The organism is Lysinibacillus sp. EB106-09-02-XG168 (assembly GCF_058791475.1).
Genome location: NZ_JBYTDN010000003.1, coordinates 399,878 through 425,521 on the forward strand (window position 1 = coordinate 399,878; position 25,644 = coordinate 425,521).

The window sequence follows — 25,644 nt, forward strand, 5'->3', positions numbered from 1 at the left end:
TAATAATTAGAAGTGTCAAATTTATTTTGTTGCAAGATTATTTTCTTTCTTGCTACAATAGGGCGATAGTTTGATACAAGAACGGAGTAAATGATGAATATTTCAGTGATGACAGTGTCTTTTCCGTTAGATGGGGAAACATTAAATGAATTAAAATTATTGTGTGAAGAAGCGACTACAAATGACTATCGCGTCTATGAAACGGCTATGGGATTGCCTATGGCGAGTTCCTTTGAAACGAAGGGCTTTATGGTACTTGCATATGAAGATGACAAAGATGTTTTAGTGGGTGCAGCTAGTGCCATAGATTTAATGGGGCTTCATACATATGAATGGTCTTTAGTTGTAGCGCCTACGTACCGTCAAAAGGGAATTGGAACTGCTTTAGTAGATGTTTTACAAGTAGGCCTCAAAGAGCGTGGGGCAGATGGTCAATTAGCGGTAGTGATAGATGGCTCACCTTTTGGACATACGTTTATTGAAACGAAGGGCTTTACGTATAGCTTTTCAGAAGCCACTTTAGAAACAAAAGCAGAGGCAGTAGAATTAAAGGATGATATCGAAATTATTCCTTATACAGATGAACAGGCAGAGCTGATTGCTATTTATAGTGCAGCGTTTGGAGATCTACCTGAAGAGTCTGAAGATCTAATCGCTTTTAATACGTCAACGACTGGAAGAAAACTGTGGGTAGCGCGTAAAGAAGGAAAAGTTGTTGGAACAGTGACAACTGCCCAAGAAAATGAAATTCAATGGGTAACAGCATTGGCAGTGCATCCAACTTGTGAGGGGCAAGGGATAGGTACTGCTATGCTTTCATTTTCTAAAGATTATGCGAGCAAAATTGGTGCGAAATGCGTCATGCTGGATGTAGAGATTGACAATAGAAAGGCGCTTTCTGTTTATGAAAAGGCCGGTTTTATGAAGGCTCAGCAAATAGACTATTTTGTAAAACAATAAGTGAAGAGTGAGGAGTGTGCTTTATGCATCACTCCTCACTTTTTTGTGTTCAGCAATGAAGTCTTGACACCAGAGATACGGAAGTGGGGATTTTTCAGATGGAGATAGACGAACTGCTTAAAAGGGTGAGGAAGTCTTTCTTTCAAAGTAAATTTCAAGAAAACATCATTCATCCCCATAATATAAGGTTGAAAATGATCTCATACCTGATCCAAATAAGAAGTTTATCAAAGTTTGTTCAAAAGTGAACAAAAGTTGATTTTCATCCTTTTGTAAATCGCGATATAGTGTGTGACTGTAGGAGATGAAAAGTAAAAATGGATATCAAATATAGCAGTTAGCTTAAAAATTCTAAGCCAACAATCGAAGACCGTGTAGCATAAGCAAAACAAATGACTATCGTTAATATGAGGTGAATTGTAATGAAAAGATATGAATTTATAAATGTCTAGTGTTGTTCCTATTTAGCACAACTTCATTTCTTAGAATAATACAATGATGATGGCTTTTTTATTTCAGTTTTAGTTCCTTAACCCCTATACCTGCTGGCTTATTAATTGTTGCGATATATCAAACGAAAGTTAAGCGACTTATTTAAGAGGATGAGAAAATCCACTTTAGAAAACTAGTTTTTTATCTGTTTTTAAGTTCAAGGGTATCCTATAAAAAGAGTAGACAAAATGCGTGTCTGCTCTTTTTATTTTGGTTCTTAGGTCGCTGGTAAGCGTTAGGTCATGAAAGTGTCCATCCATATTGGGGAAGGTATTCATAAATTTGTAACTATCTTCATATAGTATTAGGAAGCCTATGAAAGGAGTCGTTATCATGCGCATGCCGGCACTACCTAAAAAGAAGTCTCCTCCAAGGGAAGCACCAAGGTCATGGTGGAAAGTTGTAAAAGCGTACTTATCCAGAGGGAGGTTTTACCGTTTACCACCTCGGAATTGATAAATGGGTATTGAATGTTCGATGCAAAAAAAAGTCGCTATGAAGGCGACTTTTTTATCTTTATTCAGTAGAAGACTTCCACCTCTGACGGTGTCGAGATGAATGTAGATGTGTTTCTTTTTTAGTGGGTGTCCAAACACCTACTTAAATAGAGGAACTTAGTCTAAGAACGCCACGTCCTGTGGCAACGACTGAGTGACCAACATCACTTTGCCTAAAGCCTCCGGCGGATGTCACGGATTTTCAAAGGAATGAATTTTGCAAACACAATTCAAAATCCTTGACGCAATTACGCCAAGGCGAAATTGATTTACATCTGTTCATTTTCTAATAGAAAAGTATTTTTGGTTGGACCAATTAAATACAGCTCATGCATTGCTCGAGTGAGTGCCACATACAGTAGCTTTCGATCAACCTTTGTATCGTAGAAAGGTGTATCGAAGGCGGCTACGATCACAGCATCAAATTCAAGACCCTTTGCTAAATGACTCGGAACAACGAGTAGTAAATCCTGATTAATAGACTCGTTTTCAGTTAAAAGCTGAGAAGCAATTTTTTTATCTTTTAATGCTTGCTGCATTGTTTTTGCCTCTGCAGTCGTTTTACAAATTAAAGCAACGGAATGATGTCCATTGCCTCGAATGTCCTCAAAAATTTCTTGTATTTGCAGGGCATCAAATGATGGAGCCTCTATATAGGTAGGGACATTGCCATGACGAACTACCGGCTCTACTAATGGAAGCTGTTCATCCATTTGTGCTAAAACCTTGTTCGCTACTTCCATAATTTCAATGGTCGTTCGATAGCTTTTTTGAAGTGTTCTAAAGCTTGCTCTAGGAAATAGATCTTGGACAGGTTCCCAGGCAGTAAGGGAACGATAACTGTGAATTCCTTGCGCTAAATCACCGACCATCGTAAACATATCCGTTTCCAGTCCTGTTTTTAAAGCAGCAAGCTGAAATAAACTATAGTCCTGTACTTCATCGATAAAGACGACTCTCATTTTCCATTCATCAGGAATGCCCTTGAAGCGAGCTTGTAAATAATAAAGGGCAGCTAAATCTTCAAGCACCCATTGTTCTTTAGCATGTGCCTGTAAAAATTGCTGTTGCTCAAGATAATGCCATTCAGGTGCAAGCTCTGATAATAGCTCATCATTTGTTAGAAGGGAACGATAGAGAGTTTTGATGTTATATTTTGAAAAGCGTCGCATATAAACAGTGGCTGTTGACTTTGCCTCTTTTTCAATGGCAGGAATACGCTCATCACGCTCATCAATAAACTTCGTGACAACCCGACGACGTTTTTCATCATCACGGAATCCATCGAGTGCTCTGCCAAGTGCTTCATCATATTTTTTATGGAGCGTATTTAAAATAGCTTGTTTTTTTTGACGCGCATGGCTTGCTAGCACTTTTTTAATATGTGCCAGTCGTTTTTCAATCGGCATATAAGAAAATTCATATAAAAATAGCTTCTTTAAATGGGAGGCACGCATAATGCAATATTTTTCTATGAAAACATCTTCAAATTGGTTAGCAATTTCCTGCTCGATTTTTTGAACGTAGCGTTCGATGACATCACGGTAATAAAGAGAGCCTTTCATTTCGGATATCCAAGAAGCTACCTGTTGGGGGTTACCTGCAACAAGAGATTCTAAATGCTCATTAGGGTTTTGGAGTTTCAGTTTAAGTTTAGTCGCAGCTAGAACGTAATCGGTAAAGGTGGTTTGACAAATTTTATCGACACCAAGTTCTGGCAAAACATCTCCAATATAATCGATAAATAACTTATTCGGTGCTAAAATCATGAGCTGCTCAGGGTTAAAATGCTCGCCCATTGTATAGAGGAAGTAAGATATTCGGTGTAGGGCAATGGTTGTTTTTCCACTTCCAGCAGCACCTTGTACGATAATCGGTTGACGAAGATGAGCTCGGATAATTTCATTTTGTTCCTTTTGAATAGTGGAAACGATTTCGGTCAAACGCACATCTGCTTTTCCAGCTAGCGCTTCTTGCAGTAATTCATCGTTTGTTGTTAAATCAATATCCCGGATATCAAGCAATTCACCATCTTTAATTTTATATTGTCGCTTGGCAAATAGATGTCCCTTATGGATTTCTCCACGAACATCATATTCCATATCCCCAAGGCGACCATCATAATAAACATTCGCTACCGGTGAACGCCAATCGACGATAATCGGCTCATGCGTTTCTCGATGAAACAAAGAAGTTTTTCCGATATAAAGAAATTCTTCAGGATCTCCAGTCTTTTGAAAATGAATTCGGGCAAAGTATGGCTTTTTTTGAATAGCTTCTAAGCCTTCTTTTTGGTTTCGAGCCATTTCAAAAAAACGAGCATTCGCCAAAATATTATTATAGCCCAAACTTGAATCTAAATAATCAAGATCCGCCATCGACTTACGAATATTCTCCTGAGCAGATTGCAAACCTCTTTGCGATTCATTTAAAATTTGCTGCATGTAATGTTTAGTGAAAGCAAGCCGCTCCACTTCAGCCTTAAAATCTGGATGTTGTGCAGTCATTTTTTAGCACCTCCTAATTACTGATGATGTTTTAATAAAACTTTTTGAAGAGAAAAGTAGACCATAGCTCAAAGCCGAATCCGGACGCGATGATGCCTAGGTATAAATAATGTAGATTCTCATACTACTATATATAATATTTACCAGCAAGTGAAATTGTAATAGGCTTATTTATGGAAGAACAAGAGAAATTGAATGATAGGAAATCGCTCCACCAACTAAAGGTGAGTGAACTAGGAGGTTATTAGATTGGATATTTTTGCCCATAGAGGCGTTTCGGCACATTACCCTGAAAATACGATGGCTGCTTTTACGGCCGCATTGAAGCTTCCGATTACAGGAATTGAACTAGATGTTCATTTAACAGCAGATAGGGAGTTAGTCGTTATTCATGACGAAACAATCGACCGTACATCAAACGGCTCTGGCTACGTAAAGGACTACACACTACAAGAGCTTCGTGCATTTGATTTTGGCTCATGGTTTTCAGCTGAATTTGAAGATGAAAGCATTCCAACTCTAGGAGATGTATTAGAGCTGTTTACAGGCACAAACCATCGCATTAACATTGAGCTCAAAACCGATGTATTTCCATATGACGGGGTAGAAGCCCTTGTGATTAGGGAGATCGCTGCCTATCAAATGACAGAAAGAGTGATTATATCCTCCTTCAATCATGAGTCTATTCAAATCATATCACAAAGAGCGCCATATATTGAAAAAGCAGCCCTGTTTGCAGAAATTTTAGTTGACTTTACCAGCTATACAGCTCAAATCCCGGCGAACGCTATCCACGTCAGCTTACCTACAGCGTTTCGGAAATCGGTTCAAGAAGCTCTAAATGAAGGAACGACTGTCCGTGTATATACAGTGAATGATGTCGAGAACGCAAAACAATTACAGCAGATTGGCGTACAGGGGATATTTACAGATGACCCCGAGAAGATCGTATCAGCATTGATAGGGTAGAATGGCTGGAGCATGGATTAGGTGGAGTGGCGGAAAGAAATTAGAGCGACGAAAAGAAGAGCCGAAGTGACGGATAGAAAGGCGAGAGCGATGGAAAGAAGAGCCAAAGCGACGGATAGAGAAGCCGAAGATATGGATAGTCGCGCCCGAATCGTGGATAGAACCATTAAAGTCGTGGATAGGCCCGCCCAAATCGTGGATAGAACCATCGAAAACGTGGATAGCCGCGCCCGAATCGTGGATAGAACCATCGAAAACGTGGATAGCCGCGCCACGAAGCGACGATAGCTCTACAAAAATTCATAGATAGCTCCACCAAGTAAATCCGCAGAAAGCCGTTATTCATAGCCTTTTCGGATTTAACGCGCTGAGGGTGCGCAATTCAGTGCGTTAAATCCCAAGATGAAAAGAATATAGCAAGCAATTAAATTTTTATAGTTATTACCATTTAACGCGATTCTCTTCGATACTGCCTAGCATTTGTTTGATGACAAGTGTTTCGCCGTTGTCTAGTAATACGGTGCCGTCGTAGTAACCAAACATTTGGTGTACTTCAGATTTTACGAGGCCAGCTTTCGTGACGGCAACACGCTCGTAGAATGGGGAGAATGTTAATGAAACTTGGTTAGTGAATTTAGTTTTAATTTTCCACCGTTGCATTAAATCTTCTTGGTTATAATTGAATAGTACATCTTCATGTATTTTTGTCATTTTGCCTTCAACGAAAACAGCATTTTCGGTCATTCCGGTGCCGTCTGTCCATTTACCACCTAAATTGAGTCCGATTCGTCTGCCTCGAACTCGCTGTGAGGCCATTCCCCAAGTCCATGTGGATTGACGCGGCCATACGCCACGACTGTATTCTAGTACAGAGAAGTTTTCCTCAGGAGAAAATGTAAAGCGGCGAGTACCAATTGACACAAAACCAGAAGTAGGAAGTGTGTGATGCTTCCCTGTAAATTGGAATGTTTTACGGTTCCAAGGGATGACTACATTCAATGACTCGTCTGTAGGCGGATGTTGAATGATAAGCTTTGCACATAAAGTATCTCCATCAAAGTCTGGGATCGAAACGGATAGATGGGTTTCATTTAGTACATATGTCATATCGATCATCATTTCACTATTTTTGAAGGTTACTGAATCTAGCACCTGTGTTGGCATTTTTAATTTTCCGCCCAATGGAACTATAATTGTTTTTTCAAAGTAGCGCTGTGTTTCATATTCAAGGAAATAGACGAAGCAGACCGCTGCGTAGTCTAGATGGCTAATAGTAGCAGAGAAGATAATCTCATCACCGTAGACACACCAATAATTCCATTTCTTTTTGCGCATGATATGGCCACTTAAATTGCTGTTTATAAGAGGTTTACGTGCAAATCCGATGGCAGCGGGATTTAAATCGCCTTTTTTATCGCATAAAAGAGTGGGTTGTATAATTTCTTTCTCAGCATGCTGCTTCACATTCAACATCCCTTCTGATCATAAAATAAATATCTATAATTCCTTACCCTTATTGTAGCAAAAACTAGCAAAGATAGTGCCGAATAAGACCACTTTCGACATTTTTATGAGTAAGGTCCTAGCTAATAGAAAGATCCCTTTATACATATGTTGAACATAAGGAGGGGTAGTGTGGCAAAAATGTATAACAGACAGGCCGCTGTGCAGTATGCTAACTTGTGGTGGAACAGGCGTAATCCAGCGTTTCCGAATTTTACTGTTGATTGTACGAACTATATATCTCAATGTTTACTTGCTGGGGGAGCACCTATGCGGGGGGCTCCAAACAGAGGGAAAGGTTGGTGGCTTCAGCATGGGAATTGGAGCTTTAGCTGGTCTGTTGCACATTCCCTTAGATGGTATTTGGAAGGCTCAACGACTGGGTTGAAGGGTAGGCGTGTCCAATCTGCGGAAGAATTGGAGCTTGGAGATATTATTTTTTATGATTTCCAAGGGGATGGGAGAGTTGACCATTCTGTCATTGTGACTAGTATTCAAAATGGTATTCCTTATGTTAATGCGCACACTTCAGATAGTATTAATCGACCTTATTTTTATGAAGATTCAACGGCTTATACGCCAAGCATGACTTATTATTATATTCATATTGATGATAGTTTTGCTTAAAGGGATAGTAGTTTGAAAGCTCATCATTTTGTGATAATGTGAGGGATAGAAGATAAATTTTTATTATTGTAGTGTTATAGAAGGAGATATGAGTATATGAGCGAACAAGTTTTATCTGTAAGGGATGCGATTATTGAGCGTCGTTCTATTAAAAAATTTAATGGTCAGCCAGTAGAGCGTGAAGAATTAATGGCTATTATTGACGATGCGGTATGGGCACCGAATCACGGTAATCGTGAGCCTTGGCGTTTAGTCGTTGCTTGTGGTGAGGAGTTATCTGCTCTTCATAATTTATTGCGTGATTTAGCGATACCGAAATGGCAGGAGCTTTCAAGTGAAGATTTAGCGAAGCAAATGACGAAATTCACATTACCAGGCGGTTATGCATTTGTAATCGTTCCAGAGGATGCTCGACAAAAAGAGCGATTAGAAGATTTCGGAGCGGCAAGTATTTTTATTCAAAACATTCAATTGCTAGCTTGGGATAAAGGAATCGGCTCATGCTGGAAAACTCCTGGTTTCTTAGATAACCCGAAATTCCGTGAAGCCCTAAAGGTTCAGCCGGGTGAGCGCGTGATTGCGATGCTACAAGTTGGTTATTTTGATGAAGCACCAAAAGGGAAAGAACGTAAAAAATCAGCAGATATCGTTACGATTTTTGGAGAATAGTATAGCAAAATCCCCTCGTTAAAATAGACGGGGGGATTTGTTTGATTTTATTTTTGTAGTTCAGCAACCTCAAATAAATAATCACTTAAAACACGTAATCCTTTATCGAAGTTTTCTAGATGGAAGTGCTCATTTGGTGCATGGAAGTTTTCGCTTGATAAGCCGAAGCCCATTAGCACTACGGGTAATTCTAAAATTTCATCGAAGGCAGCCACGATAGGGATTGATCCTCCGCCACGTGTGTAAGCAGTTGGTACATTATATACTTTTTCGTATGAGCGACCAGCAGCTTGGATAAATGGATGATCGAATGGTGTTAAGAATGGACGACCTTTATCAAATTCAGAGATTGTCACTTCAACGCCAGTTGGCTTATGTTTTTCTATATGTGCTTTTAATTGTGCTACAATTTCGTCAGGCTCTTGATTTGGTACAAGACGGCATGTGATTTTTGCGCTAGCCTCAGCAGGAAGCACTGTTTTAATGCCTTCGCCAGAGAAGCCTCCAAACACACCATTGACCTCTAATGTTGGGCGCGCCCAAGTGCGTTCTAAATAGGAATAACCAGCTTCACCGAATAATTCCTTCACGCCAACTTCTTCCTTCACGGATTCTTCATCAAAACCAAGTGCTCGGTAAGCTTCGCGTTCTTCTTCCGTTAATGGTAAAACGTTGTCGTAGAAGCCCTCCACTTGAATTGTCCCATGTTCATCACGGAAAGAGGATAAAATGTCAGCTAATGCATGAATAGCGTTTTGTACACCGCCACCGTAAAGACCAGAGTGAAGGTCACCTTTAGCACCACGAACATCAATTTGAACCCCTGTTAAGCCACGTAATCCATAGCATACAGCAGGCTTACCAGGTCCATATAAACCTGTATCAGAAATCAAAATTAAATCTGCAGCTAGTTTCTCTTTATGTTCCTCAACATAGGCAGGAAGATTAGGACTACCGATCTCTTCTTCACCTTCATAGATGAATTTCACGTTCACTGGTAAAGTGCCAGTTGTCGCAAATAATGCTTCAATCATTTTCAAGTGCATAAACACTTGTCCTTTATCGTCACTAGCACCGCGAGCAAACAGTTTGTTGTCACGAATCGTAGGGTTGAATGGTTCTGTTTCCCATAAATTTAATGGGTCAACAGGCTGGACATCATAATGACCATAAAATAGAATAGTTGGTTTACCCTCAGCGTGTAACCAATCAGCATAAACAACAGGATGACCTGCAGTTTGCGTTATAGAGATGTTCTCAAGATTTAGCTTTTTAAAAGCGTTCGCTAGCCACTCTGCGGCATTTTGTATATCGTCTTTATGCTCAGATAAAGAACTAATACTTGGAATACGTAAAAATTCATTTAATTCATTTAAGTGTTCCTCGCGATGTTTTGTGAAATACGCATCTAACTGCTGTACATTTGTCATCTAGCATCCCTCTTTTCAAATATTTCGATACTAGAAATAGTATAGCATAATGTGGTTGGGGAATCTTTCTGTAGCAATGGTTCCTAACGTTTTTATTATGATTAACCCTACCAGCTTGTACAGTTTGGCTGAATACCAAAACCGATTCTTGCTCTAGTCCCTGTCTGGAAAGGAAAACGAAAAGACCACTTTTACAGGTGGTACACGCAATAAATAAGAAATTAAAAATAATTAAGATGTTATTTAAAATATAAGACCTCTTATATACAATTTATTACCACTTAGTATGTAAAGAGAAAATTTTAAAAAATTTGATGTTACATTATGAACAGAGGAAAGAGGGTTCTTTGATAATTCAATTAAAAGAAAGGAGGAAGAATTAATATTAGTAACGGAGATATTATTTATGAAAATTAAATACTAGGAGACAGAAGAATGAATAAAAAAACTTGGCTTATATTTAGTGGCTTAGCTATTCTAATATCTGGGTATTCCATTGTTCAATATTTAATTATGGATGCACATCAGGCAGGGTTTGTTAAATTGAAACTTATGTTTATTACTACATTGAATTCGTTTTGGTACATTATGCTTTATATACATATTGTATTCAGTGTAATAGCGTTAGTAATAGGTCCCTTTACATTATTCTCGAAGTTTAGAGAAAAAAATATCAATCGTCATCGAATGTTAGGGAAAATATATCTGATAGGTATTTTATTCGGCAGTGTTTCAGGGTTATATTTAGCACTTTTTGCTACAGGTGGCTTGGTGTCACAGTTTGGTTTTGGTTTCCTATCTATATTCTGGATGATAACAGCATTCCAAGCGCTATCAAAAATTAAACATAGAAAAATTTATGAACATCAAAAGTGGATGATAAGAAATTATTCATTAACTTTTGCAGCCGTAACATTAAGAATTTGGCTAGTTTTGTTTACTGTACTATTTGGATTTGAAAATTTTAATCTCAGTTACGTTATTATAGCTTGGCTTTGTTGGGTGCCGAATTTAATCGTTGCAGAATTGCTTATACATAGAAATCGTCAAGTAACAGGCACTTTAATTAAATAACAAATAACGAGACCACTCCATGATGGGGACCAGTAATAGTTAACATACTATTAATATCCCACCGCAATCCTACCGTTGAAATCCATTGGGGGAGTGAGCGCGAAGCTATGAAACTTAAATCTTAATCATTTATTCTTTAACCTTTTACAACATGCTATGTATAATCAAGCAGCTGCAGAATTGTGGTTGCTTTTTATTTTGACCACAAAAACAGCTCTCGTAGTTCATGGTGAGTAGCTGTTTTTGTGTTTCTACGAATGAATTTGTAAATTATCATTATGTATATGAAAATCAGCGATATGCTTACGATTTAGTAAAAGTTCAAGATGGACAATCTTATCAAAAAAGCCCAATTCAAAATAGAAATTACTATGCTTTTGATCAGGATATTATAGCACCAGCAGATGGTAAAGTCGTAAAAGTTGTAGATGGAATAAAAGATAATGTCCCTGGTGAAATGGATGAACGTAATGCAGCAGGAAACTATGTCGTGTTTGAACATGCTAATAATGAATTTAGTATGATCGCACATTTTAAAAAGAACTCGATTTTAGTAAAATCAGGTGACATCGTAACAGAAGGGCAACTTATTGGGAAGTGCGGAAACTCTGGTATTCATCAGAAGCTCATATTCACTTTCAGGTAATGGATTCCTCTGATATTGTATATGGTAAGTCCATTCGTATTCTGTTTAAAGATGGTAAAGAGCCAATACAAGGGGACACGATATCTTAATTCGAAGCGAGAGAAAAGCGTCAGCTACGGAGATGAATAAAGGTTAAAATTACTCTTTAAAAAGATAATTCAAATCTTTAAATTTATGTATTTGCGCACGTACTCTATTCAAGAGGTGATAGAATGGCCTATACATGAAAATTACCACAGGGATAGAGCATTTCCTAATGGACTACTGCGACAGTTCTATATGCGATACCTTCAAAATGAGATTAGTAAAATTTTATTATAAGTCACATCCAATAGGGTGTGGCTTTTATTATGTACAAAATGGCGATAGAAGGTAAAAAGTTTTGTGACAATTTAATAGTAAAGTAAATACCGTTATATTTGTAGTTTTCCTTTATGGACACAGACCCAGAACCCAAATCAGATGTTATATATTTTTACCTAGATGGGCATTTTACATAGCTTTATTATTCGAGTACACATATAGATAACAAGACAATACTATTAGGAGGCTAAAAGAATGAATAAAGATCTTCTGCTTACGTTAATGAATAAAGTTATAAGAGTGGATAGGGGAGGACCTGAATCACGTATAGGGAAGTTAATGGCTGCTGAAGACGATCATTTTGTGTTATTAACAGAAAAAGATGGAATTGTTTATTACAAAACACAGCATATTAAAAGCATTACTCTTAATTCAAGAGATGGGATGGAATTTAGTGTTGAAGATCCTGCAACAGACTCGTACTTACTTGCACCTGATTTTAAAACAGTAGTAAGTAGTCTACGACATCATTGGGTTAAAGTGAATCGTGGTGGCCCAGAAATGTTAGAAGGAATAATGGATGAAGTGACAGATGATTATATTTCTATTTTTTCTAAGGAAGAAATTATTCGTCTGGCAATGTATCATGTTCGCAATATTAGTTTAGGAACAACTAGTGAAAAAGCTGATGAAGGAAAGCAAAATCAAGAAAATACAAATGAAAATAAAAATGAAGATAAAAATAAAGATGATAGTAATGAAAGTTCTAATAAGATGACAGAAAATAACAATAAATCAAAGAATGAAAAAACGGCGAATGATAGAGGAAGAAATACTAGAAATAGAAGAAGATGACGGTTTTATAGACTTATAAAACATAAGGCGGCCAATAGGAATGTTGGATAGTTCGATTACGAAATGATTCAATGCACGCATTGTCATATGGACATTCTTTTTGGCTAAATGACGGAATCATTTCGTATTTCTGTAGCGCTGGTCAAAAGCTTCACTTGTATATTTCAGAACCTCAATCCGTATGTACAATTAGTGTTGGTGCTGGATTTTGCCTGTGCTTTTTTTGACTCATTTCGGACACGTCCTCTCTTATGCTCAATTCTATAGATTTAACTGAGGTATGCCTATTCAACTATAATACATCCATAAAACATAATGTCTTATATAATATGTGACATTTTAATAAAATGATTTGAAGCTGAACTAATATGAATAATTAGTTCAGCTTTTACTTATGGTGAATCGAACTATTTAGATGTTTCAACTCTATATCGTGCTGCTGGCGCTAACGCTTTCGCGTGAAGAATATTTGCAGACCTAAGCACATAGCCGATTAGTGCAAAAACTTCAACAAAAATTTTCAATCTTTCCTAAATCAACGTCCCCAGTTGCTTTGATAAAAGGGAACTAAAAACAATTTCTCTATTCATAATCAAGTTATCTTGGATTATCGTTCCCTACTTCATAATTGTGGTTTACATTGCAGAGTAGGCGTCGTTTTATAAAAAATAATCAGAAAAGGAGACTTAGAAAAACCTCCTTTTCTGAACACATAGATCTTATACTTGATGAACAGTTTGAATATGTGAAAGGTTAAAATAAGTTGAATTCGATTTCCCATTTTGTATCTCAATAATTTGACCATTTACATTTATTACTCTACCTATATGGGAAAATTCTTTTCCAAGATTTAACACAACGAGTTGATTTCTAAGTTGGTCAATTTGAGACTCGAATGTATTGTTTAGGGACGGATTCTTAATAGGTGACAGACTTAAAAATTCATTTTCACTTAATCCGTAAGGAAACTGATCCCTAGAATATGGAATGAGCCATTTTAAATGTTTTGTTAAAATGAACATTGTTTTGTAAATGGGAGACTCAAATACAAAATAATCATTCATAACAGACGTTATAACCCCATGTAGCGCTAGGTTTTTTGTTACAGAAATCTCCACATGTATTCCTTTCGCATGTGAAAGTATATTTGTAAGAGTTAGTTCTTTATTAGACACTTGAGAATTAAATGTCGGTCTTTCTGAAGGTTGTTGAACATTATCTTCATTGTCATAATCTATTTCTAAAGTTTGAATATGGTCTATTGGTATATAGACAAACATACTTCCATTATATATCACCATAATGTCACTACTCGAATCAATCACTGAACCTTTTAATATCTTTCGTCCCGAGAGTTCAATTACAACAATTTCTTTATTTAGATTTTGCAACATAATCAAATTTACCTCCCTTTCTTTTCAAGTACTAAAACTATCCGCAATTACTAACTAAATAAATTAACCATTAAGCTAATTTAATTAATTTCTCGGTTATTCAAAATGAACATCAACGTTAGTGTCGCTAGGGTACAAACAGGTGTCGATAATGCACCTGGTGTTTCCTCTAATTACATGTGCGAGACTTGTAACTTGTAAAAGTAACGTTTCTAATCCCCAATCCATAAACGCAACAAACCAATCATCACAACTTATTCATTTGAAATTGCTTTTATGTCCGTATTTTTTTATGGCTATACTGTGCTAAAGTGGTTCGCAAAGTTAGCGTGAATTTCCTAATCGCCCTAAAAATGGTTGGTTTCTATTGAATTGATTAATCCTATAGTCAACTACTTTATAGTTTCTTTAACAATAAAAAAAGCGTTCATCCTATTCGGATAAACATCTCTGATTGTTTAATAATGAATTATTTGTTCGGTTGAAATTAAGAATCTAACTACTATTTTAGAAGTCTCTTTATCCCAAACCTATTTTGAAAAATACGTGGCATGAGTTCAGCTTTTGTTTGAACCCATGCTTTTTATATTCGCTTTCAACAACACAAAAGTAAATCATGCCTTTTCTTTACAGAATACTATTTTAATATTTGAGTAATTTAGTATAAATATTAGAGAAAATAGGTGTAAAACTAAAGGTGTTTTAACTTTTTACATATTTATACTATGACAGCATCGCTAACCTAATGAATGAGAGGTAAGGGCCTATTATTTTAATAACATGTTATTTTCAGAATTAAATAATACTGCATGAAGGTGAAAATACTATGCAAACATTTGAAATAATAACGATACTGACATTTTTAGTTACTCTTGGTTTCATTTTTTGGAGACCTAGAAATATGAATGAAGCTATTCCTGCATTGGTAGGTGCGATTATAGTAATACTTTGCGGTAGTGTAACTATGACAGACCTTTTCACGATTATACAAACTATCAGTGATGCTGCGATTACCATTATAGCTACAATTGTTATGGCGATTGTATTAGAAAGCTTTGGGTTCTTTAACTGGGTTGCAGAGCTGCTTGCCGAGAAAGCAAATGGATCTGGCATTCGATTATTCTGGTATGTCAATCTCTTATGCTTTCTCATGACACTCTTCGTGAATAATGACGGTAGTATTTTAATCGCAATACCAATTCTAATTATGTTATTAAACAATATGGGATTAGATAATCATCAAAAGATTCCATATTTACTTTCTGGAGGTTTAATTGCAACAGCATCCAGTGCTCCAATCGGGGTAAGTAACATCGTAAATTTAATTGCATTAAAAATTGTCGATATGAGTTTGTATTCACATACAGCAATGATGTTTGTTCCTGCAACAATTGGTTTATTACTCCTTGTTGGTTTACTGTTTTTATATTTCAAAAAAAACATACCTAAAACTGTTCCAACAAATGTATCAGGGATGTCACTACCTTCTTATCATCCACTTAAACAAATTGCTCTAGGAGATTCGAAGGCAAAGCGTACTAGGTTTATGCTAAACGTACTTCTATTTGTATTTGGCGTTCGGATAAGTCTGTTCCTCGCCTCGTTTTTAGGAATTCCAGTTTCTGTTGTGGCGGTAATTGGATCTCTCGTTCTTTTAGGATGGAGATGGGCTTATTTAAAAATACCACCAGGTGATATGTTGAAAAAAACACCTTGGTATATTATCGTTTTTGCATTTGGTATGTACGTCATCATCTATGGTCTCAATAATATTGGCTTAACGGAATGGCTAATTCAATTTATGCGTCCATTGGTTTCCGAAAACCTACTCAATACGAGCGTCTTAATGGGCGTACTACTTTCAGTGCTTTCTAATATTTTCAATAATCATCCAGCGCTTATGGTAGGAACTATTACGTTAACCAATATGGGGCTTGATCCTATTTCCTTGAAAGTCGCTTATTTAGCAAACATTATTGGAAGTGACATAGGTGCACTACTACTTCCTATGGGTACCCTTGCAACACTAATGTGGATGCACATCGTAAGGAACGGTAAGGTAAAAATCACATGGTGGGAATACATTAAAGTTACTATCATCGTGATTCCTCCTACAGTCATCTTTACATTAGTCATTTTATACTATTGGGTAACATGGCTCTTTTATTAACGCGATGGAAAAGCAAACCTAGATTAAATATATGATTATTCGAGAAAATTGTTATAACACGATTACAATTTTATTTGTTAGTAACCAAATAGATGGGATAAATAACTATTTTAATTTGTAAACCAACGGTACTTTAGAATCGGTTTTTTAAGCTTTAACAATTGTGGTAAAAAGGTGACTTTAAATCATACATTAGGTGCTGAGTATTAAAAATGAGAGTCTGCAATTTTCGTAGACTCTCTACTACACATCTACAACTCTCTCTACACCTTTGTGAACTGTTTTAAACTGATTTTGAGTTTTTCTGTAACTACAGGGGAAGGCTTTTTCTTATATGGATAAGAAATTGGCGTCGAAATGGTGATTGGTTAACGAATTAAAGAAGATCATCCTACAACAATAGGTGATCTTTTTTACACCATTTTCATAGTTAGTTACGACTTACCAAATGAAAGGGATTAGTTTTTTAGTTGTTTGTTTATATAATGTAAACTGTTCTCCGTACTTGTTTTGTAGGTAATCATCAGATTTTGGGATATAACCAAAAATAAATACTAAGAATAAACCTAGAGGGATAAGCAAACTATACATATTGTTAGAGATTAGCGCTAAGCCTAGTACCCAAAGGCAATCTCCAAGATAATTAATATGAATCGCATATTTAAATAAACCTTTTGTATATAGTTTACCTTTGTTTTTAGGATTCTCTTTAAACGGTTTTCTAAGTAACTCTGAAACTGTGTTTAACATACTGCCCCCTAAAAATAAGATCCAGCCTACAATAAGTACTGTTAAGTTTGGATTCTGATTACTAGTAATCATTAAAATAGGGAAACCTAAATAATAAATCCCGAAAGCTAGACTATTCATGATGGCTTCTTGCCATGAAATACCCCTAGGCAGCCACATAAACATCATAGCTGTTAATCGTAAAGCTGTAATAATTAAAGCAATAAAAAGGCCTAGTGAAATGACTGATTTGTCATATGTAATGAAAAGTAGATAATAGGTAATGATTAAATAGATAATCTCAGCAACTAAAATTATGAGTTTTTCTTTTATCGTTGACTTGTTAATACCATACATGTAAGATCCTCCTTCATTTTTTATTTGATGGGGAAATATACTTCTGTAATATTTTTCTCCTCTGGTGTGCTATAGGGGTCCGTTTGGTAAACTTCAAACGGAGCACCGTTCAGTTTATAGTTATTTTCATCAATCCAAACATGCAGCTTTGTATGAATAGAAGGTAATTCATCGTAAGAGCCAATAAGAGTAGCCATTGCGCAAAGACCAGGATTAAACACTTTTGTTTTATTGGTGGCCATTGCAAGAGGAATCGCAATTTCTACATCATAATTTTCAGGTTCATATTCTGAACTATGAAAAATAGCAAGTGGCTTGGCAATAGGTGATAAATTTTTAAACAAAATTTTGCTAAACAACTCATTGAAGTGTTTTAGAAAATCAGCGGTATTTATTTGTTTTTGTGAAGATAATATATGATAGGTTAAGTGATCAACAAGTTTAATCTCAATCTGATCTAAATAACCCATAATATTTTTCTCTTCCTCTAATAGTTGAATATCATGTTTTAACTTTTTTGATAACGAAGAATAAAATGCAATCTGTTGTGTCAGATTTTCTTGTTTGGCTTTCATTTTGGAGTTAAGAAGTTCAGTATCCTCCCAATTAGCGAAAATAACCTTAATTTCTTCCAACGAAAATAAATAGCCTTTTAAGCGTGTAATCAATAAAGCTGTTTCTAATTGAGAAATATTATAATAGCGATAGTTGTTTTTAGCGTCGATGAAAGCAGGTTTTAAAAGTCCAATTTCATCATAGTAGCGAAGAGTCTTCGATGTGAGATGTGAGATCTTTGAAAACTCACCGATTGTAAGCATAACAATCACCTCCTGATTTTAAATATAATGCTTCCTGTAAGGGGAGGGTCAATCAAAGTAGCTAAATTTTTTTATGGTATACGAGGTGGTGGTAGAATTGGGAGTATCATAATATGGAGTTTCTTTGGGGCGTCTGATGGGCTGCTTGAATACGTTGTTCAACACTTACTTTCCCCATAAAAACCCCCCGTAAAAGTTAGATTGATATCTAACTTTTACGGGGGCGTTCAAATATCATTCAGCTTTGGTTATTCGCGAATAACCAATAGTACGCCACTAAAAATTAATACAGTGCCAACCCAAAAGAATACGCCGATTTGTTCGCCGAGTAATAGCCATCCTAGGAAGGTGCCAACGATTGGTTGAAAGAAGAAAAATAGACCGCCACTTGCGGCATTGAGCATCTGTAATCCGCGATTCCACAGTAAGAAACCGCACGCTGTTGAGATAACGCCTAAGTAAAGTAGGCCACCCCAGATGGATGGTTCTACCATAGTGTGGAAGTCTAATTTTAGTAGTCGCGGAATGGCTAAAGGTGTTAAAACAATGATAGCGACAAGTGTTCCGTAGCTTGTGACAACGATTTGTGAATACTGCTCCGGTACTCGTTTAATAAGAACGGACATCAATGACCAGGTGAGGGCAGCGATTAGTAGAGCAACTCCACCTAATTGATAGGAGGATTCGATATGTGCACGACCTACAATCATGTAGACACCGAATGTCGCTAGAATAATAGAAACAGCTTTTTTTACCGTGATTTTTTCTTTTAAAATGAATCTCGCAAATACAACCATAAATGCCGGTGTCGTTGCTGTAATGATGGCGCCCATTTGAGCAGTAGACAGCATAGTACCTATTTCTTGGGCAACGATAGAAATTGTATTTCCGATGAGCCCAATCATAAAGATTAACAGCCAGTCCCGTTTTTTGATTCGCCAAGATTGTTTTGTCATAGTGCCGATGATGAACAACGCGATGATGGCAATCATATAGCGCAGCCATACTAATTCTAAAGGTGGTATAGTATCGACAACTACTTTAACGACTACATACATGCCGCCCCAAATGCTAGCAGCAAGTGATAAATATAAGGAACCTACTAAGGTTTTTTTCATGTTTTCCCCTCCGTTATCTCTAGACAATTCTTGTCCTTAACGGAGATATGAAGATTCTCCGTTAAGGGAGAATCACTTCAGGTACATCATGTTCAAATAATGGTGAGAAGATCATCATTAGCCAACTCCTTCTATTATATTTCATTTATCATATAACATTTTTTAGCGTTTGAGAGAAAAAATGATCTAAATTCAGAATATTGAATCAGAGAATGCTATTGGAAGTACAATGAAAACAAAGTAGAAGGGGCGTACTATGAAGCTTTCCTCCGCAAAATAAATATAGTAATAAAACATTATTTACGAATATTACAAGTGAAAGGATCTAAGCTTACACGATTGTAATGTAATTGAAAGCCAATACGATAGAGTGTAATACATTATTTTGCGAGAATGTATATAGAAGCAAGAACAAGAAGCGGAGGAATACAAAATGAATGAAAAATTAGAAGGCGTATATGAGGAATTTAATCGCTACATATACCACTTATGTTTAAAACTTACTCGCAATACTGTAGAAGCTGAAGATTTAATGCAAGAAGTATGGGTAAAGGTTGTACGCTATGAGAATAGCGTTGCCGAGGTGGAGCATATTAAAGCTTGGCTTACAACAATTACAATGAATACATTTAGAGATCGTTATCGTAAAACAACACGACGTAGTAAATACATGATGAACCAACCTGAAACATTAGACGTACCGATTTTAGATTTGGTTCCCAATAATGACATTTCAACTGAAGAAAAAATCGAAAAAGATATTGTTACTCAATTAGTACAGGATAAAATGGGCCAACTAGATGGAATCTATCGTAAAACTTTATGGTATTTCTACATAGACCAATATTCACTTGCTGAAATTTCTACAATTATGAAAGTTTCAATTGGTACTGTGAAATCTCGTTTATTCCGTGCGAAAGCTCGTTTGAAAGAAATGCTGATGGCCGATGTAGCCATCGTAGAGTCAGTGCTACCAGCATGATGAAATGCATTGGTCGCACTAGCAGTATTACTTAGACGGAAGTATTCGTTCGGCCAATCCCCAAAAAGATGCATTGCAAAATTACTTTGCGATGCATCTTTTTTTGATGAGGATTTTGATCGCTGGAAGAAGTTAAAGTCACTCACTTAAATGCAAGGCTAAATGAATTTCTAAATAATGTGCTGGGTTGTGTAAATCTCGATTTAACAGTTGTTCGATTTTTTCGAGTCGATGGTATAGCGTATTTTGGTGGAGGTGTAAGGTGGAAGCCGTTTTCGATATGGAACGAGTTACCGCCCAGCAATCTTTTGTACCAAATGAAATAAGTGAGGAAGTATTGGTGGAGCAAGTATTTCATGTGCCGCAAACTTTTCGACAATCCATGCAAGGTTCTAGCGATTTAGGGGACGTTTCGTGGATAGCTCCTCTTGGTCAGGTATTTACAACTTGTGCTCCATATGGGGTCCAAGTGCATACTTGGCAAGCAACTGCTGCTTTTGGATCTTCACTCGGCATGAAAGGAATGCATTACGCGGCAAAAGCAATGGCAGGAGCTGCGATGGATTCCTTACTAAATCCTGATGTAATTAAAAAAGCGAAGGGGGAATTTGAGAATTTAAAAACTGAGAAACAGTATGTATGTGGTATTCCAGAAGAAGTGAAAGTGCCAAATCTAGTTTAGTGAGATGAATGCGGATTCCGGACGCAATTATGCCGAGGTAAATATGATATAAAGCTTTAGGGTGAGGAGAAATCTTTACCCTTTTAATGATGTACAAACAGAGGGGGAAGGGGGCGGTTACAGTGAGTCAAAAGAAAAACACCGTAAAAAAGTTAGATGCTTGTCTAACTTTTTTACGGTGTGAAAATGAAGTGTTTATTCATATCGATTAGATTCAGCGTTGAGTAATTTCGAAAAAATATTACGTAATGTTTGGACTTCCTCAGCTGACAGCATACCAAACATATTTTGTATAAGTTCGTTAACTTGCTGACGGGACTCTTCTAAAATATCTTCTCCATCAGCTGTAATTTTCAATTGAGAAGCTCGTCGATCTGTTGCATGCTGTGTTTTTTCAATAAAGCCAGCATTAATGAGCTTAGTTGTTAAAACAGTGACACCACCTGTTGTCACTTTTAACCGATCAGCAATGGCAGAAGGGCGCTTTGGTCCCTCCTGCGATAAGTAGTCTAAAATTAAAATATGGGATTTTGAAAAGCCGAGTACATTATGATTATTCCACTCGTTTGCCCACTTACGCTCAATGGAAGATACTACTTCAAACAACGAGGTAATGGCTATTTGTTTTTCTTGATCCATATAAGGTCAACTCCAAAACTGTTTTAACTTTCTTGTGCTAATCTTGTCATCGCGTTTAACTCATAGGCACGGACTTTGCGTGGAATAAAACGGCGAATGTCCATCTCATTGTACCCAACTTGAATACGTTTTTCATCAATTAAGATAGGGCTTCGTAACATTCTTGGATGAGCTTGGATGATGGCAAACAACTCTTGAATAGAGAGCTGATCAATATCAATATTTAAATTTTTAAAATCATTTGAGTTAGTTGCAATAATTTCATCTGTTCCATCTTCTGTCATGCTTAAAATCTCTTTAAATTCAGCAAGTGTTAGTGGATGTGATGTAATACGTTTTTCTTTATATTCGATGTTGTGATCTTTTAACCATTTTAATGCTTTTCTGGATGAAGAACAGCTCGCTTGTGTATAAATTGTAACTGTCATTCTTCATTCCCCGCTTTCTTTTTTAGGATTATATTTAATATATATCTTATTAGTAAGTTAAATAGGTTATACATATATCTTACTAGTAAGCTATATATAAATCAATATTTATTTTTAAAAATTTAACTAGAAATAACATTTTTTTAATTACACTAAAATATACGCACAAAAGAGCGAAAAGTTTCGCAAATTAAGCTTACAATGATGTAAGTTTTGCTATTCCTTAATAATAGATGCTTATAGAATGAAGAGAGCATTTTTAATAGAGAGAGAAATAGTCTGATTTATAGATAATAGAATTTATCCACTCATTATTATTATGATTGGATGTAGGTTTTTATGCATAGATAAATAAATTTTATTTTCAAGAAAGTCGGTTTAGAAAGCTTTAGGGTAGGGGAGGCCGTATATACTGCTCGAGTAAGGGGGAAGTATTGCTCAGCCGGGCTTAGGGCCCCGGTGAACTTCTTGAAACAAACGTTACCTACGCCAGAGTTTCAAGCAAAAAAAGAAGGCAGCTCCTAATGATCAAAAAAATCATACCGGAAGCGGCCCTCATTAATAATATTTTTAGTTTTGTTGTCCTGAAGTAAACCAGTCTTGGACATTCCAAACTTTTGTCGCTAAACCTTCATAGAAATCAGGTTCGTGGCTTACTAGTACGATTGTGCCTTTAAATTCTTTCATAGCACGCTTTAGCTCGTCTTTTGCATCGACATCCAAGTGGTTTGTCGGTTCGTCAAATAATAGCCAGTTTGCTTCATCCATCATAAGCTTACATAAACGTACCTTTGCTTGCTCACCACCAGATAAAGAATTCAGTGGGCGAGTAATGTGCTCTGTTTTTAGTCCTGCGCGTGCTAATGCAGCACGTACTTGTGCTTGCTCCATAGAAGGGAAGGCATTCCATACATCATCGATAGGTGTAATTTTTTCAGCTTTTACTTCTTGTTCGAAGTAAGATGGGTAAAGATAGTCACCGCGAATCACTTTTCCATCGAGTGGATTAATTTTGCCTAACATCGTTTTTAATAATGTTGATTTACCGACACCATTCATTCCGACTAGGGCAATTTTTTCCCCACGTTCAATAGCGAATGTAAGTGGAGGAAGTAATGGCTTTTCTTTGTCGTATCCAATGACTAAGTTTTCAGCTTCTACTACATAACGACTTGAAGAACGAGCTTCTTTAAAACCGAATTCAGGTTTTACAGCTGATTCAGGACGGTCGATACGTTCTAAACGGTCAAGCTGCTTAGCTCGAGATTTTGCACGACCAGTAGTTGAGTAGCGCGCTTTATTTTTCGCAATAAAATCTTCTTGTTTTTTAATGAATTCCTGTTGTTTTTCATAAGCATCGATATGCTGACGTTTATTGATTTCAGCAAGCTCTAAAAACTTTTCATATGTCGCCGTATAGCGAGTTAATTTTGAAAACTCTAGTTGGAAAATAACATCCACCGTTTCATTCATAAACTCTGTATCATGCGAAATTAATAAGAAAGCGTGTGGGTAGTTCTTTAAATAGACTTTCAACCATGTAATATGCTCTTCATCAAGATAGTTCGTCGGCTCATCCAGTAATAATACTTTTGGTTTTTCAAGTAATAGCTTAGCTAGTAAAACCTTTGTACGTTGACCACCGGAAAGAGCAGCAACGTCACGGTCTAAGCCGATTGCATCAAGACCAAGACCACGTGCAACCTCATCAATCTTCATATCAAGAGAATAGAAATCCCCTGCATCCAGAGCATCTTGCACCTCAGCCATTTGCTCTAGTAATTCTTCTAATTCTTCTGGTGTCGCTTCAGCCATTTTTCCTGTAATTTCATTAAGCTCTTCTTCTTTTTTATATAAAGGAAGGAAGGCGTCACGTAGTGCATCACGCATAGTGCGGCCAGCTGTCAGTACAGTATGCTGATCTAAATAGCCGTAATGCGTTCCAGGAAGCCATTCAACTTTACCAGTATCGTGGATTGCTTGACCCGTAATGATGCCCATTAATGTTGACTTACCAACACCGTTTGCACCCACTAGACCAATATGATCACCTTCAACTAGACGAAAAGAGACATCTTTAAAAAGCGTGCGGTCACCGAATGAATGACCTAAATTTTCAACTGTTAATATTGCCATATATGTTCCTCCGAGATAGCGGCCTAAGCTTTTTTATGACCGCCAATATCATTTTTATAGTTCTGCTAATTGTTTATTTAACTCTGCTAGAGTTGCTTCCATATTTGCAAGGCGTTGCTCTGCTTTTGCTACTTGATCATTATGACCTGTAGATTCAAGCTTCTCAATGTCGCCTTGTAAATTCATATAATCCATTTTTAGCTCTTTAATTTGATATTCAATATCACTTTTTGATGGCATGATAATTGCTCCTTTATGTGTTTAGTTGTATAACGAATGCGTGTAAAAGCGATGGAGGTTTTTATCCCCCACCGCTTATTAGTTACTATCAATCGGGTACTTATGTTGCTTGAATCCACTTCTGTAATTAAAGATGAAATTCTTTTATATTGTATCATATCCACCTTCAAAGAATCACTAAGTAGAAGCGATATTATGTCGATCGTAAGCGAAATCTAAAAGTAGTGACTGTAGTGCTTCATTGTTACTTGCAAGATTGAGCTGTCGTTGTTTTTTAACAGCCCGTTCACTTCGAGCCTCATGTAATAAAAATTCCATGACAGCATTTTGAATTTGTGATTGTTTCATTTTGCGACCAAGTCCAAGGTGAATAAAGCCATTATGTTCGCGAGGGAAGGCGTGTAATAGTTCAGCCTCAGTTTGTGCCAGTGTAATACAAGGTACACCATAAGAGGCAATTTTATAAGGTGTATAGTTAGCATTACAAATAATAACATCTGCTTTTGGTAATAGTTTTAGGAGTGCGTTTTTATCACGAAGAATGGCAGTGTTACGACGACTAAGTACCATCATTTGCAAATCATCTGTTGCATGTCGATAGCTATCATCTATCATCACTGTAATTTGTAGTGGGATTTGTAGCTGCGTTAAGTGTCGAAGAGTACGGTAGGTTAAGTTATGCTCGTCCCCATCCTCAAAAGCAACAACGATATGAGGTGGGTCCTCGGGTATTTTATTGTCTGGTCGATCCTCAAAATTTTGATAAGCTTCTGGTAATGCAAAATTGAAGCTTCCACCAATATAATGAGAGGGTAAATAATCTTTAACTTCTTGATAGAGTGCTAGCAATACACAGTCACAGGCTTGACCACCCTCACCTAAATCATCAAAATGGATGATTGAATTGCAGAACGGTCGCAAATTTTGTACTTGCCAGCTTTCAGAGTTATGGCCATCTCTTACAATTAAATCAGGCTGAATACCTTTCATTTGTTTGGGTAGCTCATCGAAATGTTCAAATAAGATTGGCGAGAGGTTGTCATTCATTAAAATTTGAATCCCATCATTTGAAGGGGTCTTTACAAATATGAAAACATGTTCATTTGCAAGTAGCTTTGCCAGCGTTGCAACCCGTTCAAAAGGATACAGCCCTTTATCAATACAGCTTTCAATAATGAAGACAATCGTCTTTTTTAGTTCCATTGGTTGAGTTTCGTTTTGCAAATGTATCCCATCCTTTCATCCGTCTATTTAAATTATGGTGAATGATGGGCAAGTATGTGTAAAAAATTAGGATTAGATAAATTATATCTCTAAATAGTTTTCAAACTTCTACAAATTAAATGAGTAAGAGCTCCTTTTTTGACCGATAAATAAAGTAGAGTTTTGTGGGAAAATATAGGATCGTTTTAGTTTTAT

At 36.7% G+C, this 25,644-nt stretch carries 23 protein-coding genes; 10 read left to right on the plus strand and 13 right to left on the minus strand.

Translation table 11 applies throughout. From position 1 onward, the window contains the following. Window positions 1-93: 93 nt before the first annotated feature. Window positions 94-960, plus strand: coding sequence for a GNAT family N-acetyltransferase (locus tag AC3WSO_RS03020; protein ID WP_492528610.1), 867 nt, complete (start codon window positions 94-96; stop codon window positions 958-960). A gap of 1,258 nt (window positions 961-2,218) precedes the next feature. On the opposite strand, the gene helD is transcribed toward AC3WSO_RS03020, so the two are convergent. Continuing rightward, window positions 2,219-4,456, minus strand: a complete 2,238-nt coding sequence (helD, locus tag AC3WSO_RS03025) for an RNA polymerase recycling motor HelD (protein ID WP_492528612.1) — start codon at window positions 4,454-4,456, stop codon at window positions 2,219-2,221. 249 nt (window positions 4,457-4,705) lie between these two features. Here helD and AC3WSO_RS03030 point away from each other — a divergent pair, with 249 nt between their 5' ends. Further along, window positions 4,706-5,425 (plus strand): glycerophosphodiester phosphodiesterase, encoded by a 720-nt coding sequence (locus AC3WSO_RS03030; RefSeq protein ID WP_492528614.1) that lies wholly within the window; start codon window positions 4,706-4,708, stop codon window positions 5,423-5,425. A gap of 441 nt (window positions 5,426-5,866) precedes the next feature. Here AC3WSO_RS03030 and AC3WSO_RS03035 read toward each other — a convergent pair whose 3' ends face one another. Further along, on the minus strand, window positions 5,867-6,889 hold the full coding sequence (locus AC3WSO_RS03035) for a DUF2804 domain-containing protein (RefSeq protein WP_492528616.1): 1,023 nt from the start codon (window positions 6,887-6,889) through the stop codon (window positions 5,867-5,869). Window positions 6,890-7,060: 171 nt separating this feature from the next. Here AC3WSO_RS03035 and AC3WSO_RS03040 point away from each other — a divergent pair, with 171 nt between their 5' ends. Then, window positions 7,061-7,555, plus strand: a complete 495-nt coding sequence (locus AC3WSO_RS03040; protein WP_349661549.1) for an amidase domain-containing protein — start codon at window positions 7,061-7,063, stop codon at window positions 7,553-7,555. Window positions 7,556-7,651: 96 nt separating this feature from the next. Beyond that, window positions 7,652-8,224 (plus strand): nitroreductase family protein, encoded by a 573-nt coding sequence (locus AC3WSO_RS03045; protein ID WP_492528618.1) that lies wholly within the window; start codon window positions 7,652-7,654, stop codon window positions 8,222-8,224. Between the two features lie 47 nt (window positions 8,225-8,271). Here the strand turns inward: AC3WSO_RS03045 and AC3WSO_RS03050 are convergent, their stop codons facing one another. After that, entirely contained in the window at window positions 8,272-9,654 is a 1,383-nt protein-coding gene (locus AC3WSO_RS03050; RefSeq protein WP_492528620.1) for a dipeptidase, read from the minus strand. Between the two features lie 435 nt (window positions 9,655-10,089). Between AC3WSO_RS03050 and AC3WSO_RS03055 the strand changes: the two genes are divergently transcribed. The 3 genes from AC3WSO_RS03055 to AC3WSO_RS03065 all read left to right on the plus strand — a co-directional run bounded on the left by AC3WSO_RS03055 (window position 10,090) and on the right by AC3WSO_RS03065 (window position 12,532). Next, window positions 10,090-10,728 (plus strand): DUF2306 domain-containing protein, encoded by a 639-nt coding sequence (locus AC3WSO_RS03055; protein ID WP_492528622.1) that lies wholly within the window; start codon window positions 10,090-10,092, stop codon window positions 10,726-10,728. A gap of 226 nt (window positions 10,729-10,954) precedes the next feature. Further along, window positions 10,955-11,374: a M23 family metallopeptidase gene (locus AC3WSO_RS03060; protein WP_492528624.1), complete on the plus strand. Its 420-nt coding sequence runs from the start codon at window positions 10,955-10,957 to the stop codon at window positions 11,372-11,374. A 558-nt stretch (window positions 11,375-11,932) separates the two neighbouring features. Continuing rightward, window positions 11,933-12,532: a hypothetical protein gene (locus AC3WSO_RS03065; protein WP_492528626.1), complete on the plus strand. Its 600-nt coding sequence runs from the start codon at window positions 11,933-11,935 to the stop codon at window positions 12,530-12,532. A gap of 719 nt (window positions 12,533-13,251) precedes the next feature. Here AC3WSO_RS03065 and AC3WSO_RS03070 read toward each other — a convergent pair. Beyond that, on the minus strand, window positions 13,252-13,926 hold the full coding sequence (locus AC3WSO_RS03070; protein WP_492528628.1) for a DUF2642 domain-containing protein: 675 nt from the start codon (window positions 13,924-13,926) through the stop codon (window positions 13,252-13,254). 826 nt (window positions 13,927-14,752) lie between these two features. On the opposite strand from AC3WSO_RS03070, the gene AC3WSO_RS03075 reads away from it, so the two are divergent. After that, window positions 14,753-16,096: an arsenic transporter gene (locus tag AC3WSO_RS03075; RefSeq protein WP_492528630.1), complete on the plus strand. Its 1,344-nt coding sequence runs from the start codon at window positions 14,753-14,755 to the stop codon at window positions 16,094-16,096. Window positions 16,097-16,537: 441 nt separating this feature from the next. Here the strand turns inward: AC3WSO_RS03075 and AC3WSO_RS03080 are convergent, their stop codons facing one another. The 3 genes from AC3WSO_RS03080 to AC3WSO_RS03090 all read right to left on the minus strand — a co-directional run bounded on the left by AC3WSO_RS03080 (window position 16,538) and on the right by AC3WSO_RS03090 (window position 19,118). Then, window positions 16,538-17,182: a methyltransferase family protein gene (locus AC3WSO_RS03080; protein ID WP_492528632.1), complete on the minus strand. Its 645-nt coding sequence runs from the start codon at window positions 17,180-17,182 to the stop codon at window positions 16,538-16,540. A gap of 20 nt (window positions 17,183-17,202) precedes the next feature. Then, entirely contained in the window at window positions 17,203-18,000 is a 798-nt protein-coding gene (locus AC3WSO_RS03085) for a MerR family transcriptional regulator (RefSeq protein WP_492528634.1), read from the minus strand. Between the two features lie 248 nt (window positions 18,001-18,248). Beyond that, the gene (locus AC3WSO_RS03090) at window positions 18,249-19,118 is read right to left on the minus strand and encodes a DMT family transporter (protein ID WP_492528636.1); all 870 of its coding nucleotides are present in this window, start codon (window positions 19,116-19,118) and stop codon (window positions 18,249-18,251) included. Window positions 19,119-19,551: 433 nt separating this feature from the next. On the opposite strand from AC3WSO_RS03090, the gene AC3WSO_RS03095 reads away from it, so the two are divergent. Next, on the plus strand, window positions 19,552-20,100 hold the full coding sequence (locus AC3WSO_RS03095) for an RNA polymerase sigma factor (protein ID WP_079563731.1): 549 nt from the start codon (window positions 19,552-19,554) through the stop codon (window positions 20,098-20,100). Between the two features lie 138 nt (window positions 20,101-20,238). On the opposite strand, the gene AC3WSO_RS03100 is transcribed toward AC3WSO_RS03095, so the two are convergent. Continuing rightward, window positions 20,239-20,424, minus strand: a complete 186-nt coding sequence (locus AC3WSO_RS03100) for a helix-turn-helix domain-containing protein (RefSeq protein WP_492534223.1) — start codon at window positions 20,422-20,424, stop codon at window positions 20,239-20,241. Here AC3WSO_RS03100 and AC3WSO_RS03105 point away from each other — a divergent pair. After that, the gene (locus AC3WSO_RS03105) at window positions 20,363-20,782 is read left to right on the plus strand and encodes a hypothetical protein (protein ID WP_492528638.1); all 420 of its coding nucleotides are present in this window, start codon (window positions 20,363-20,365) and stop codon (window positions 20,780-20,782) included. The two genes, AC3WSO_RS03100 and AC3WSO_RS03105, sit on opposite strands and share 62 nt — an antisense overlap. 195 nt (window positions 20,783-20,977) lie before the next feature. Here the strand turns inward: AC3WSO_RS03105 and AC3WSO_RS03110 are convergent, their stop codons facing one another. From AC3WSO_RS03110 to AC3WSO_RS03130, 5 genes are all read right to left on the minus strand, one after another. Next, window positions 20,978-21,421, minus strand: a complete 444-nt coding sequence (locus tag AC3WSO_RS03110; protein ID WP_492528640.1) for a MarR family winged helix-turn-helix transcriptional regulator — start codon at window positions 21,419-21,421, stop codon at window positions 20,978-20,980. Window positions 21,422-21,444: 23 nt separating this feature from the next. Further along, on the minus strand, window positions 21,445-21,849 hold the full coding sequence (gene spx / locus AC3WSO_RS03115) for a transcriptional regulator Spx (protein ID WP_079563727.1): 405 nt from the start codon (window positions 21,847-21,849) through the stop codon (window positions 21,445-21,447). A gap of 570 nt (window positions 21,850-22,419) precedes the next feature. Further along, window positions 22,420-23,985 (minus strand): ABC-F family ATP-binding cassette domain-containing protein, encoded by a 1,566-nt coding sequence (locus tag AC3WSO_RS03120; protein WP_492528642.1) that lies wholly within the window; start codon window positions 23,983-23,985, stop codon window positions 22,420-22,422. A gap of 54 nt (window positions 23,986-24,039) precedes the next feature. Beyond that, window positions 24,040-24,225: an SE1832 family protein gene (locus AC3WSO_RS03125; protein WP_285397488.1), complete on the minus strand. Its 186-nt coding sequence runs from the start codon at window positions 24,223-24,225 to the stop codon at window positions 24,040-24,042. A 177-nt stretch (window positions 24,226-24,402) separates the two neighbouring features. Beyond that, the gene (locus AC3WSO_RS03130; protein ID WP_492528644.1) at window positions 24,403-25,449 is read right to left on the minus strand and encodes a PseG/SpsG family protein; all 1,047 of its coding nucleotides are present in this window, start codon (window positions 25,447-25,449) and stop codon (window positions 24,403-24,405) included. Window positions 25,450-25,644 lie beyond the last annotated feature (195 nt).